Annotated in this window: 11 protein-coding genes and 1 pseudogene; 8 read left to right on the top strand and 4 right to left on the bottom strand. The window is 59.3% G+C overall.

What is annotated here, in order from left to right:
• Window positions 1–149 precede the first annotated feature (149 nt).
• Together ACJJU9_RS17375 and ACJJU9_RS17380 are read left to right on the top strand one after the other, a co-directional pair.
• A complete protein-coding gene (locus ACJJU9_RS17375; protein ID WP_048387254.1) occupies window positions 150–623 on the top strand; it encodes a MarR family winged helix-turn-helix transcriptional regulator in 474 nt (157 codons plus the stop codon).
• Between the two features lie 277 nt (window positions 624–900).
• Entirely contained in the window at window positions 901–1320 is a 420-nt protein-coding gene (locus ACJJU9_RS17380) for an organic hydroperoxide resistance protein (protein ID WP_123750048.1), read from the top strand.
• 75 nt (window positions 1321–1395) lie between these two features.
• Here ACJJU9_RS17380 and ACJJU9_RS17385 read toward each other — a convergent pair whose 3' ends face one another.
• Both ACJJU9_RS17385 and ACJJU9_RS17390 read right to left on the bottom strand, forming a co-directional pair.
• Entirely contained in the window at window positions 1396–2571 is a 1176-nt protein-coding gene (locus tag ACJJU9_RS17385; RefSeq protein ID WP_407729095.1) for a cystathionine gamma-synthase, read from the bottom strand.
• A complete protein-coding gene (locus tag ACJJU9_RS17390) occupies window positions 2568–3944 on the bottom strand; it encodes a pyridoxal-phosphate dependent enzyme (protein WP_048370467.1) in 1377 nt (458 codons plus the stop codon). The genes ACJJU9_RS17385 and ACJJU9_RS17390 overlap by 4 nt, the downstream gene beginning before the upstream one ends.
• 286 nt (window positions 3945–4230) lie before the next feature.
• On the opposite strand from ACJJU9_RS17390, the gene ACJJU9_RS17395 reads away from it, so the two are divergent.
• From ACJJU9_RS17395 to ACJJU9_RS17420, 6 genes and pseudogenes are all read left to right on the top strand, one after another.
• Window positions 4231–4989 (top strand): energy transducer TonB, encoded by a 759-nt coding sequence (locus tag ACJJU9_RS17395; RefSeq protein WP_407729096.1) that lies wholly within the window; start codon window positions 4231–4233, stop codon window positions 4987–4989.
• Window positions 4990–5060: 71 nt separating this feature from the next.
• Window positions 5061–5789 (top strand): MotA/TolQ/ExbB proton channel family protein, encoded by a 729-nt coding sequence (locus tag ACJJU9_RS17400; protein WP_353231803.1) that lies wholly within the window; start codon window positions 5061–5063, stop codon window positions 5787–5789.
• Window positions 5789–6214: a biopolymer transporter ExbD gene (locus tag ACJJU9_RS17405; protein ID WP_048370472.1), complete on the top strand. Its 426-nt coding sequence runs from the start codon at window positions 5789–5791 to the stop codon at window positions 6212–6214. Before ACJJU9_RS17400 ends, ACJJU9_RS17405 begins: the two co-directional genes overlap by 1 nt.
• Window positions 6215–6328: 114 nt before the next feature.
• Window positions 6329–8452, top strand: coding sequence for a TonB-dependent siderophore receptor (locus ACJJU9_RS17410; protein ID WP_407729097.1), 2124 nt, complete (start codon window positions 6329–6331; stop codon window positions 8450–8452).
• Window positions 8453–8459: 7 nt separating this feature from the next.
• The gene (locus ACJJU9_RS17415; RefSeq protein WP_407729098.1) at window positions 8460–9725 is read left to right on the top strand and encodes a histidine-type phosphatase; all 1266 of its coding nucleotides are present in this window, start codon (window positions 8460–8462) and stop codon (window positions 9723–9725) included.
• A 204-nt stretch (window positions 9726–9929) separates the two neighbouring features.
• Window positions 9930–10746, top strand: a pseudogene (locus ACJJU9_RS17420) (Ldh family oxidoreductase); the annotation flags it as partial.
• 120 nt (window positions 10747–10866) lie between these two features.
• Here the strand turns inward: ACJJU9_RS17420 and ACJJU9_RS17425 are convergent.
• A complete protein-coding gene (locus ACJJU9_RS17425) occupies window positions 10867–12111 on the bottom strand; it encodes an alkaline phosphatase family protein (protein WP_407729099.1) in 1245 nt (414 codons plus the stop codon).
• 312 nt (window positions 12112–12423) lie between these two features.
• Window positions 12424–13341, bottom strand: a complete 918-nt coding sequence (gene ptrR / locus ACJJU9_RS17430; protein ID WP_407731008.1) for a putrescine utilization regulator PtrR — start codon at window positions 13339–13341, stop codon at window positions 12424–12426.
• Window positions 13342–13443 lie beyond the last annotated feature (102 nt).

Consider the following 13443-nt stretch of genomic DNA (forward strand, 5'->3'; position numbering starts at 1 on the left):
AGAACATGTTCGACGCCGTGGGCTTTCGCGACAACTAACTAATAATTCATAGATCGCACAAGGCTGATACAAGCGGGCGTGGAAACTGCATTGTGCGCTAAAGGTATTGACGCTAAATTGTTGGCTCTTTTAACGCCAAGGTTCCTGTGATGACTGTCGACGACCACTCCGCCCCGGCAGACGCTGGCAGTTGTGATTACCTGCTGCTGCAAAACCAGCTGTGTTTTTCACTGCACTCCACCTCGCTGATGATGACCAAGGTGTACAAGCCCTTGCTTCAGGCCTTGAACCTGACCTACCCGCAATACCTGGCGATGCTGGTTTTATGGGAAGAAGACGGCTTGACCGTAGGGGAAGTCAGCGCACGCCTGCTGACAGATCCGGGTTCGTTGACGCCGTTGCTCAAGCGTCTGGAAGCAGAAGGCATGCTCAGCCGGGTCCGCAGCCATGAAGACCAGCGAGTGGTTCACCTGCGCTTGACCGAGCAAGGCAAAGCGCTGCAAGAAAAAGCCAAGACCATCCCCCAGTGCATTCTGGCCGCCAGCGGGCTAAGCCTGGAGCAGTTGCAAGACATCCAGAAAAACCTACTGCTGCTGCGCCGCAACCTGCACGCCAGCCTCTGAAGATTATTCCGTCTGTAGGAGCGAGCTTGCCTCGCGATCTTTTGATTTTTAAAGATCAAGAGATCGCGAGGCAAGCTCGCTCCTACAGGGCCAGTTTTGTTTTTAGAAAATAAATAGGCTTTCAGATCAACAAGATAGATCTGTTTTAGGTGCACCTTGAAAAAATAGCTTGCGCGCAAACTATTTTAACGCTAATTTTTAGTCATCTGCTTAGCGCGCAAACAATTAGTGCTAAAGACAAACCTCATCAGACACTTATCAGTAAGGAAAGACCGCCATGAACGTTCTCTATACCGCTGTTGCAACCGCTACCGGTGGCCGTGATGGTCGCGCTGTTTCGAGCGACAAGATCCTCGACGTCAAGCTGACCACGCCAAAAGAACTGGGCGGTGCTGGCGGTGAAGCCACGAACCCTGAGCAACTGTTTGCCGCCGGTTACTCGGCCTGCTTTATCGGTGCCTTGAAGTTTGTCGCCAGCCAGACCAAGCGCAGTATTCCGGCCGACGCCTCGATCACGGCCCACGTGGGTATTGGCCAGATCCCGGGCGGTTTTGGTCTGGACATCGACCTGCACATCAGCCTGCCGGGCCTTGAGCAAGCCGACGCCCAAGCGCTGGTAGACGCTGCGCACCAGGTGTGCCCTTACTCAAACGCCACCCGCGGTAACGTCGATGTGCGTCTGCACGTCAGCGTTTAAAGTCTGAAAAAAATGCCTCGCGATCGTTTAAAAGATCGCGAGGCAAGCTCGCTCCTACAAAGGGTTAGGCAAGATTTAAATCCGCGCCAGCGCCTGTGCCAGGTCAGCGCGCAAATCTTCGACATCCTCAACACCCACCGACAGCCGCACCAGACCATCGCCGATACCCAACTGCGCACGGGTTTGGGCGGGGATGGTGGCGTGGGTCATGATGGCCGGGTGTTCGATCAGGCTTTCAACCCCGCCCAGGCTTTCGGCCAGGGCAAAAATCTGCACGCTTTCCAGGAAGCGCCGGGCGCCCGCCAGGTCGGTGTTCAAGTCGATGGAAATCATCCCGCCAAAACCACGCATCTGCCGACACGCCAAGTCATGCTGCGGGTGCGATGCGAGCCCCGGATAGTGCACACGCGACACGTGCGGCTGGCGCTCCAGCCATTGCGCCAACTCCAGCGCGTTGCTGCAGTGACGCTCCATGCGCAGGGCCAGAGTTTTAACCCCGCGCAGGGTGAGGAAGGCATCAAACGGCCCGGCAATCGCGCCCACCGCGTTTTGCAGGAAGCGCAAGCGCTCGGCCAGTTCCAGGTGCTTGACGATGGCGATGCCGCCAATCACATCCGAGTGGCCGTTCAGGTACTTGGTGGTCGAGTGCACCACCACATCAAAACCCAACTCCAGCGGGCGCTGCACCCAAGGGCTGGCGAAGGTGTTATCGGCCACGCAAATGATGCCGCGCGCCCGGCAGATGCTCGCCACGGCCGCCAGGTCAGTCAGGCTGAGCAGCGGGTTGCTCGGGGTTTCGACCCAGACCATCCGCGTGTTGTCCTGCAACGACGCCTCAAAAGCGCTGAGGTCCGTCAGGTCGACGAAGCTGAAGCTGTGCCCGGCGCTGCGCTGGCGGACTTTGTCGAACAGGCGGAACGTACCGCCGTACAAATCGTTGCCCGAGACGATGTGCGAACCGGCGTCCAATAACTCCAGCACCGTCGAAATCGCCGCGAGCCCGGAAGCAAAAGCGAAGGCATCTGTGCCGCCTTCAAGGTCCGCAACACAGCGCTCCAGGGCAAACCGCGTCGGGTTGTGCGAACGCCCGTAGTCGAGGCCTTTGTGCACGCCGGGGCTTTCTTGCAAATAGGTGGAGTTGGCATAAATCGGCGGCATCAAGGCCCCTGTAGAAGGGTCCGGCTCCTGCCCTGCGTGGATGACGCGGGTGGCAAAGGCGCGGTGTGCGCCGTTTTCATCGTGCTGACTCATGCAAGGGATCTCCGTAGGTGATTGAGCAGGTCGACGCGAGTGATCAGGCCATGAAAGCCCGAAGCGTCAGCAATAATCGCCACCAGCCCGCGGTCGAGTTCAGCCTGTAGCTCAGCCAGACTGGCCTGCGGCGCCAAGGTGTGCAACGTGTCCGTCATGGCGCTCGCGACCGTGCGGCTAAAGTGCGACGCATCGGCATGCAGGCCCAGCAAAATATCGGACTCATCGATCACCCCGACCAGCCGCTTGCCGTCCACCAATACCGGCAGTTGTGACACATCGGCCAGGCGCATGCGCTGGAAAGCGGTGAGCAGGGTGTCGTCCGGGCTGGCGCTGATCACCCGGCCATCCTCAAAACGTCGGGCAATCAGGTCACGCAAATCGCCGTAATGCTTGAACTGCAGCAGGCCCTGGTCCTTCATCCACTGGTCGTTGTAGACCTTGGACAAATAACGCGTCCCGGTGTCACACACAAAGCTGACCACACGCTTGGGCTCGGTTTGCTCGCGGCAATAACGCAACGCAGCGGCCAGCAAAGTGCCGGTGGAAGACCCGCCCAAAATTCCTTCGGCGCGCAGCAATTGGCGGGCGTGATCAAAGCTTTCTTCATCGCTGATCGAGTAGGCATGACGCACGCTGGACAGGTCGCTGATCGACGGGATGAAGTCTTCGCCAATGCCCTCCACCGCCCAGGAACCGGCTTTGCCGATCACCCCGCTGCGGCTGTATTCGGCCATCACCGAACCCACCGGGTCGGCCAGAACCATTTCCAGATCCGGTTGCACGCGCTTAAAAAAACGGGTCAAGCCGGTCAACGTACCGGCAGACCCGACCCCCACCACAATGGCGTCCAGGTCGTGCTGGGTTTGCGACCAGATTTCCGGGGCGGTGCTGCATTCGTGGGCCAGCGGGTTGGCCGGATTATTGAATTGATCGGCGAAAAAAGCATCGGGGATGTCGGCGGCCAAGCGCGCGGCCACGTCCTGGTAATACTCCGGGTGGCCCTTGCCGACGTCAGACCGGGTGATATGCACCTCAGCGCCCATGGCCTTGAGGTGCAACACCTTCTCGGTGGACATCTTGTCCGGCACCACCAGCACCACCCGGTAGCCTTTGGCCCGACCGACCAGCGCCAGCCCCAGGCCAGTGTTACCGGCCGTTGCTTCAACAATGGTGCCGCCGGGGCGCAAACGCCCGTCGCGCTCGGCGGCATCAATCATGGCCAGGCCGACCCGGTCCTTGATCGAGCCTCCGGGGTTTTGCGATTCAAGCTTGAGGAACAGCGTACAAGGTCCGGTATCGAACCGGCTGACACGCACCAGCGGCGTGTTGCCGATCAATTCCAGAACGGCAGGTTGAGGGTTGCTTGGCATGAAGTCACTTCCCGTGTTTTGGCACTGGATGGACAGCGACTGGCAACGATTCAGGTCGCGCCAATCACCGGAAACCTCCTAGGACCATAGGCCGGGATGGGGTTGGCCGCAACTTGAAGGGCGATAACTCCTGAGCGTTTAAGCCAAGCCTCCTGACGACGTGGCACCCGCCTCATGAACAATTTTTCATGTCACGCCCCCGTCATTTTCCATTCCTATATTCCTACGTCACACGTTACGAACGGCCTGTATCGGGCCTTGGACTCAACGTTCGCAAGGAGTGCGCATGCTGTGCCCGGCAGTCTGGCCCGGGGAGGAATTTATTGTGGATGCAACGCTGACACCCTTGCCGCACCTTGAGCCATTGCCTGCGGGCAGTACTTCGCGATTGCTGCGCCGTGGCGGCGCGGTGGTGCTGGTGGTGGTGCTGCATCTGTTGGTGCTGAGCCTGGTGAACCGGTCTTCGCCGGTCACGGTGACGCCAGCCGTGACGCGCACTATTTATGCCTCGGTCATTCATCAACCCGCGCCTGCACCCGTCGCCCCTGCTGCACCGACACCGCCCTCTGAGCCCCCTCCTCCCGTGGCGCCGCCCGCCCCCGCGCCAGAGGCCGTTCACCCGGTCGCCCGACCCAAGGCGGTGGCCAAGCCGCATGCCGTGCAGCGTCCGGTAACGCCCGTGGTCAAGTCAGACCCTGCCCCCGCCACACCTGCTGCGGCCGCTCCGTTGGTTGCGCCCACGCCCGCTCCGCCGCCTCAGCCCAAGACGATCACCCGAGGCGTGGAGTACGTGCATGAGCCCGAACCCGAATACCCCGACAGTGCCCGTGAAGAGGGCAACGAAGGCACCGTGATTTTGCGCGTGCTGGTGGATATTCACGGCAAGCCCGGCGCCGTGGACATCGTACGTTCCTCGGGTTTCGGCAGCCTCGATGAAGCGGGCAAGACGGCAGTGCGCGGCGCGCTGTTCAAGCCTTACCTGGAGGATGGGCATGCGGTGTCGGTGTACGTGATCGTGCCGCTGCGCTTTCAGCTCGACAGCTAGCACTCACCCCTATTTTTTATTGACGGGCCTGCCGGTCAGGGCAGCGCTCACCCCAAAGAAAGGAAAGACACATGGAAACCGGAACACTGGGTTTAGATGTTTTGTGGCAACAGGCCGACGTGGTCACCCGAGGCGTGGCCTTGATGTTGTTGGTGATGTCAGTGGCGTCCTGGTACGTGATGCTCGACAAACTGTTGCGTCTGGCGCTGTTTCGGCTGCGCTCGGGCAAACTTTTGGCGGCGTTCTGGGGCGCGCCGACGCTCAAGGATGGCGTACAGCAATTGGGCCAGGGCAGCGCCTGGGCTGAAGTGACCCACGCCGGTATCAGCGCCGCGCGCCAGCACCGTGATGCGCTGGATGGCGACATGAACCCGCCGCCGTTCAGCGAATGGCTGACCCGCGCCCTGCGCCAATCCACAGTGACCATTGGCGGCAAGTTGCAAGGCGGTATGGCGATTCTGGCCACCGTGGGTTCCAGCGCACCCTTTGTCGGTTTGCTCGGCACCGTGTGGGGCATTTATCACGCCTTGATGAAGATCGGTTTGTCCGGTGACGCCAGCATCGACAAAGTCGCCGGCCCCGTGGGCGAAACCCTGATCATGACGGCACTGGGCCTGGCCGTAGCCATTCCCGCCACCCTGGGCTACAACCTGCTGGTGCGCAGTAACAAGCAAACCCTGGCAGAGCTGAGCAAGTTTGCCTTCGAGCTGCACGACCTGCTGGTGATCGGCGCCCGCGCAACCCCACGCAACGGGCTGCCAGCCCACAGCACCTTCAATGCCCAAGCGGAGTACGTCTGATGGCCGGTGGACTGTCGGGCGGGGACGACCTGGAAGAAGACGGCTTTAACCCCGAGATCAATACCACGCCGCTGGTAGACGTGATGCTGGTGCTGTTGGTGATTTTCATCATCACCGTCCCCGCCATTCAGCACTCGGTGAAGATCGACCTGCCCAAGGCCGCCGCGCAGCAAGACAACAAACCGCCGCCCTCGGTAGACCTGGCGCTGGACAACGATGGCCACCTGCATTGGGAGGACCACGACATCAGCGACAGCGACTTGCCCGCGCTGATCGCCGAGGCCGCCGCACGCCAGCCGGTCCCCGAATTGCACCTGCGCGCCGAGCGCAACACGCCCTATGAAAAGGTCGTGCAGGTGATGGCGGCGGCGCAGTCCGGTGGTCTGGACAAGATCGGTTTCGTGACCCAGGCCGTTACCCCTTAACCACGGCGTCGCCCTTCGCCCCACCCGTTTGGTCGGCCTTTATAGCCGACCACGGTGAAGTGCGCGCCACAGAAATCAACCAGGCCGTGAATGGCCGTTTTCGAAGGTGCAGTCATGTTTCGCAAATCCCCGTTGTATGTGCGTGCAGGTCTCGGTTTCGCAGCGCTTGCCATGGCCACGCCGTCTTTTGCCGCCGATGCTGCAGCAGCAGCCATCGACGACAGTGCCTTGGCCACCTTGCCGCAAGTTACGGTCAAAGCCGCGAAACGCAAACCGGCGCTGCACCAGCAGACCAACAGCGGTGCCTTGGGCAGCCGCGCGGTGATCGATACACCGTTCTCGTTCAAGAGCGTCGGCAGCAGCGAAATTCAGGACCGCCAGGCGGGGATTTTGTCTGAGGCGGTCAAGTACGACGCATCGGTCACCTCCATCAGCTCCAGCTACGGCACCCACCCGGCCACCCTCGCGGTGCGCGGCCTGCCGCTGGATGACCTGAACGGCTACAAGGTGGATGGCATGGCCAACATCAACCGTGGCGTGGAAATGCCCCTTGAGATGTTTGACCGCATCGATGTGCTCAAAGGCCTCTCGGGCTTCATGTACGGCTTCGGCAGCCCGGGCGGGATCGTCAACTATGTGACCAAACGGCCAACCGACAAGACCACCTTCAGCGTCGACGCCGGTTACGAGTCCAACAACCTGTACAAGGAACACCTGGACGTCGGCGGCCGCCTGGATGACCCGCGTTTTGGCTACCGGGTCAACCTGGTGCACGAAGAAGGCGATGCCGTTTCGGGTGACGCCAAGGTCAACCGCACAGCCGTCGGCGTGGCCCTCAACGCGCAACTCAGCGATGACCTGAGCCTGGACTTCGACACCCTGTACCAGACGCGTGATACCAGCGGCGGCACCGACATCATCGTCAACGCTAAAAATGCCTTGCCCAAACCCATTGATGGCAGCAAACGCCTGTACAGCAATGGCTCCTTTACCGATGTGGATTACAGCCTGTCGACGCTCAGTGCGACCTACAAGTTCTCGCCAGACTGGACCGGCAAGCTGGCCTATCGCTACAGCGATTCGACACGCCGTTATTTGAAAGACCAGTACATCATTTCCAGCGATGCGGGCGGCTACTCCGACAAAGCGTCGGCCGAGTACCACGGCTACGACTACAACGACGCCATGGGCACCCTGGAAGGCAAGTTCACCACCGGCTGGTTCAGCCATGACCTGGTACTGGGCAGCAGTTACTCGCAACTGAACTCCGAAAAATCCGTGGTCAGCCCCAAAGGCACCGTGGGCAAGGGCAACCTGTACGACCCGACGATTTTCTCGGTGTACAACATCGATTACAGCGGCGGCACCTATGGCGATGACAACATCAAGGAAAGCGCCGTATTTGCCAGCGATACCATCGGCTTGGGTGAACACTGGTCGTTGCTGGCGGGCCTTCGCAACGAAGACTTCCGCGAGGAGACTCACGCCTCTTCGACCGCCCCTGCTGTCCAGTACAAGGCCCGACCCGCCACGCCAACGGTGGCGTTGATGTACAAACCCAACAAAGACGTGACCGTGTATGCCAGTTACGTCGAATCCCTGGAAAACGGCGGCACCGCGCCCACCACGGCGGTCAACTCCGAACAAACCCTGGGCCCGCTGCGCAGCAAGCAATACGAAGTGGGCGTGAAAGCCCAGCAGCGTAACTGGAGCGCCACGGCGGCGGCGTTTCGCATCGACCGGGGCGCCGAGTACACCAACGATGCCAACGTCTTCGTGCAGAGCGGCACCATCCGCTATCAAGGCCTGGAGTTGAACGCCAGCGTCGACGCCACCCCCAACCTGACCGTGGACGGCAGCGTCATGTCACTGGACTCGGCCTACCACGATGCGGGCGATGGCGTTGATGGCAACCGCGCCGCCGGTGCAGCGCATTATCAAGCTGCAACACAAGTCACGTATCGTGTCCCGCAAGTGCCCGGCATGTTCCTGCACACCGGCGCCCAGCGTATCGGCGAAATGGCGGTGGACTCAGGCAACGTGCACACCCTGCCGGCCTACAGCCTGTTCGATGCCGGTGGCGGTTACCGCCTGCATTTGAGCGGCGGGCATGCACTGACCTTTGGCGCCAACGTCAGCAACCTGGCCAACAAAAAGTACTGGACCTTCTATCAGGAAAACTACCTGCAGCCGGGTTCGCCCCGTACGTTAACCTTCAACACGCGTTATGACTTCTAGGCCCGCAATGATAAAAACAACGTTTTTGAAGTACACGGTTCTGGCGCTGGGCATCTGCCTGGCGTTGCCCTCTTTGGCCGCACCACTGGACACCGGCGGGCTGCGCCTGGACAAAGTGGTACTGGTGATGCGCCACGGCATCCGCCCGGCAACCGATACCGCCGCACTACAAAGCTGGTCGGCCAAGCCATGGCCAGCGTTTGACGTCGCCGACGGCCAGTTGACCGACCATGGCCGCGCAGCCATCGTACTGCTGGGCCAATGGCAACGCGGCCTGCTCGATTCGCTCGGCCTGTTCAAGGCCGGGCAATGCCCGCCGGAGCAGGCGGTCTACGTGTGGTCGAGCCCGGTCGCGCGCACGCAAGCCACCAGCGCGGCGTTGGTACAAGGGATGTTCCCCGGCTGCAACGTCCCGGTAAACCATGCGCAGAAAAGCCAGGACCGGCTGTTCCACGCGACCGAAAATGGCCTGGCCCCCTTGGACCCGGCGCAGACCAAAGCGGCAATATTGCACGCCATGGGCGGTAGCCTCGACGCTGCCCGTGATCGCTATGCCGCACCGGTGCTGGCCATGCAGCAAGTGGTCGGCGTGCCAACCACCTGCGAGCAAAAAAACTGCGCCCTGAGCGAACAACCCTGGGCGCTGAAAGAGAAAAACGGCGTGGTCAAACTCAGCAGCCCATTGGGCGTGGGCGCGAGCATGAGCGAAACCTTTCGCATGCAATATGCAGAAGGTTTGCCGCTGGATCAGGTCGCGTTTGGTCAAGGCCGCAGCGCTGAAGAGGTATCGCGTCTGATGGCATTGCGTTCGGCTAAATACGCCCTCAGCAACCACATCCCGTACATCGCCCGGCGCGGTGCTTCGCAGTTGCTCGGGCAAATCCTGTTGGCCCTGCAACCGACCGCAGCGGGCAGCCCGCCCGGCACCCAAGGGCTGGCTTTCGTGGGCCACGACACCAACATCGCGCAGTTGCGCACACTGCTGGGCTTTGACTGGAAAATCGCTGAGTACCCCGAAAACGATGCCGCACCGGGCGGCACCCTTCTGTTTGAACGCTGGGTCGACGACCACACCGGCGAGCAGTTTGTCAGTGTGGCCTATGTGGCGCAGAGCATGGACCAATTGCGCAACTTGTCCAACGCACCGCCCTATCAGGTGCAATACCCTGGTTATGCGGGCAAAGCCTTGATGCCATTGAAGGGGTTTGTCGCCGAAATGGAAAAACGCATCGACCCTTCGGCGACCGAAGTGCAGCATTACAGCGGCGAGTGAGCGGCACTTGCAGTTCCGGCCAGGTAATCCAAACGATGACGACAGGGTCCAGGGGCAACCTGCCCGTTTTTATCTGAGGTATGATCGCCCACTGAACAAGGATCTCGAATCCTGGATCCATTACCCAACAAGCAGTTTGATCATGCCTAAAAAAGAACCTTGACCGAATCTTCGAATTAAAAGACAAAGCCTGCCGGAGACCCACGCGCTATCGCTAATGTCATCACTCAGGGCCAACGCGACGAATGCCAATCCCACGGTGTGTATCGCCTGCTGGTCTGCGTACACATCTTGCGCAACGGCAATCTCGACCCAAAAGCCGAGCCGACAATCAAACACGTTTCCTCAGGTATCGTCGCGGTTGATGCCCATTACGCAAACTCTCTTCTAAGCTTCGAGACAGGCCTTTCCCTGCTGGTCGCCAAAGCCCGTGAAAACGGAATTGCCGCCATGGCGATCAACAACTGCTACCACTTCTCCGCCCTTTGGCCAGAAGTCGAGCCACAGCTGGGTGGCTCCCGCTGGCGGTAAGAAACCCGTATTTGGCACCAACCCCATTGCCTTTTCCTGGCCTCGACCCAACACCAACCCATTTGTGTTTGACTTCGCCACCAGCGCTATCGCCCGCGGCGATATCGAACTGCACGCCCGTCAAAACAAACCCATACCTGCCGATTGGGCCCTTGATCTAAGTGGTAATCCGACCACCGATGCCCAGGCAGCATTGAAGGGCGCCATGCAGACGTTTGGCGGGCACAAGGGCTCATCACTGGCATTTGATGCCGGTGCAAGCGCCACACCGTGTCACGGCGAATTGATACTCGCGTTCGACCCCAAGGTGTTCCTGGGGGATGCCTATGCAACCAGTTTGCAGCAGGCCGAAGCACTGTTTGAGTCGATCACTGAACAAGGCGCGCGCCTGCCCTCCTAACGCCGATAAGACGCCCGGGAGCGCAGCGTGCGCAATGGCGTGAAGGTTCCCAAGGCACTCTTTAAAGACATTTTGCAATTGCTGGAATAACTCCGCCAGCGCCCCTGAGGCCGGGTTAGACAATGCGAAGCCATCCGTATCGATGGCATCGCATTCAGGGGTATAAAGGCCTCTTGTTCCTGTTGTGGCACCCCGTTCACAGAGAAAAACTCAGCCCGCTTTATCCGGCGCGGGAACCAGCACTGACACAGGCAATCCCCGTGTTACGACGGTGTAGTTGAGTGGCTCGCAAGTGTCAGGCAGTGCGCTATCGACGAACTCGCTGGCCGCATCGGTCAAGGTGCCGATGATGACGCCGTTGCGGTACACCGTCAGCGCTTCGCCACGGGGCTTTACCGGGCGCCAGTTAAGGGTGACGCTGCGCGCTTGTGTGTCCAGGCGATGAGACAGATGACGCACGCCCATCGGGCCGATCAGCGGAGTGCCGTCTATCACGTATTGCTCAACCACGGGCTGCACTCCCATGTGCGCAAGGATCGTAGGGGCAATGTCGGCCTGGCTGGCATATCCGTACAAGCCGTCGAACTCAGGATTGACCGGGTCTTTAATCGGCGCAGAGAGTTGCTCGTTGGGGGCTTTGTTGAGGGCGATGAACGTGGTTTTTTCACTCAGAGTTTGCGCACCGTGGTTATGACCGGCAGGTGTTTCGCGGCCATGATCAGGGGTCACAATGACCAGCCAGTTTTCCTCAGGGTGACTGTTCTGACGATTTTCGAGTGCAGTCAACAATTGCCCGACCTGATAGTCCACGCCCTGGATGGCGGTTTGATAAGGCGGGGTAAAGCCTTGGGAGTGTCCAACTAAATCAGGCTCATCAAAGTGCGCGAAAATAAAGTCATGTTGACCATATTCGATTTCGTAACTGGCTTTGTCGGCCACGCACATATCTTTATCGTCACACATAACGGCAAGGTCGATGTAACCTTTTTCTATATCGTTGGCCAAATTGTGATTGATGGTATTCCAGCTCACGATACTGGCAGTTCGTCGTTGTTCGGCCGCTGTTTTGATGTACTCAAAAAGACTGGTGGTCTGGTTACGCAACCCATTGCTATTGCTCTTGACCTGGTGCCGGTCGACCCAGGCACCGGTCAGGATGGTGGTCCAGCCTGGACCGCTGTTGGTCCCTTGCTGAGTAGTGCTACCAGCGACTCCACCGACATAGCTCTTGGCCAACGTGAGGCCGCCAATATTGGGCGCCATAGCGTCCTGAATGGCTTGCTGCAGTTTTTCGTACTGCATGCCGTCAACACCAATCAATAATGTTTTATGCAAACTGTAATCGGGCACAGTACTGGCTAATTGATTTTGAGCATAAGTGCTGGCACTAAACAGAATTGCAGCCAACACGCCAAGTCGCGCAGGCAAAAGTAAGACTTTAGAGCAATTAGACATAGTGTTAGACCGACAAAAAAGGGGAGCAGCAGTATTGTCTACGACAAGTTTCAGTTAAGTGACGCATGCTCTTGAAGTGCATAAAGACACGACATTGATCCGTTATTCCAAACACCAAGACCCCATCAGAATGCCATTGCTCGCCCCTGCCAACCTTCGCAATAAAAGGCTTTAGAGCACACGAAGGGAAACCATCTAACAACTTTGTTTACTGAATACGGTAACAACCTGAAACATATAAGCCTCTCTTTCTTCCATCTTGCAAACAGTGACCACCACCAAGTTGAAACTATTACTTACATGTTTCAACCTTTAAGAAGTGTGCATCAGAGTTTGTGAATGCGTGGATTCACTCATGTCGCTCATCGTCTGCCCTTGTTCCTCCAGCAACTGCACAAAGCTGCTGAGGTTTCGCGACACGGCCCCGCGCCGCCAGACCAGCCAGGTGGTCAGGTAGCGGAACTCGGCGGCCAGCGGCCAGATGCTGACCGTCGCGCACCCCGGCATGCTGTTGAGCATGCTGCGGGGCATCAGCGCCAGCCCGGCGCCAGCGCTAACGCAGGCGAGCATGCCGTGGTAAGACTCCATTTCGAAGATTTTGCCGGGCACGGCGGCGTCGGTGTTGAACCACTTTTCAAAGTGATGGCGGTACGAGCAATTGGCCCGAAAGGCGTAGATGCTCTCGCCGTTGACGTCGGTTGCGCAGCGGATCGGCGCGTGATGAAGCGGCGCGATAATGACCATTTCTTCTTCGAATACCGGCACACCTTCAAGCGCCGGGTGGAGCACCGGGCCGTCGACGAACGCAGCCACTAATCGCCCCGACAGTACGCCTTCAATCATGGCCCCGGACGGTCCCGTCGAAAGGTCCAGGTCGACCTTGGGGTGTTGTTGGTTATAGGCCGCCAGCAAAGCAGGGATCCGCACCGCGGCGGTGCTTTCCAGTGAACCCAGCGGGAATGCACCCTGGGGGTCTTCGCCCGCCACCGTCGCCCGCGCTTCTTGCACCAGGTCGAGAATGCGCCGCGCGTAGTCAAGGAAACTCCAGCCCGCCGGTGACAGGCGCAGACGGCTTTTCTCGCGGATGAACAGGTCGACACCCAAATCCTCTTCGAGCTGTTTGATCCGCGTCGTCAGGTTTGAAGGCACACGATGGATGTGGGCCGCTGCAGCGCTGATGCTGCCGTGGTCCACCACCGCCTTGAAGATTTCCAGTTGCACCAGATCCACAGCCATTCTCCAATCGTGAAAGAAACGATCTCTATTATTCAGTTTCAAGAAATCTTTAGCCACCCTACTCTGTGCTCATCTACTCACTCAGCAGGACCATGC

Source organism: Pseudomonas helleri, from assembly GCF_045830615.1.
Taxonomy (GTDB): domain Bacteria; phylum Pseudomonadota; class Gammaproteobacteria; order Pseudomonadales; family Pseudomonadaceae; genus Aquipseudomonas; species Aquipseudomonas helleri.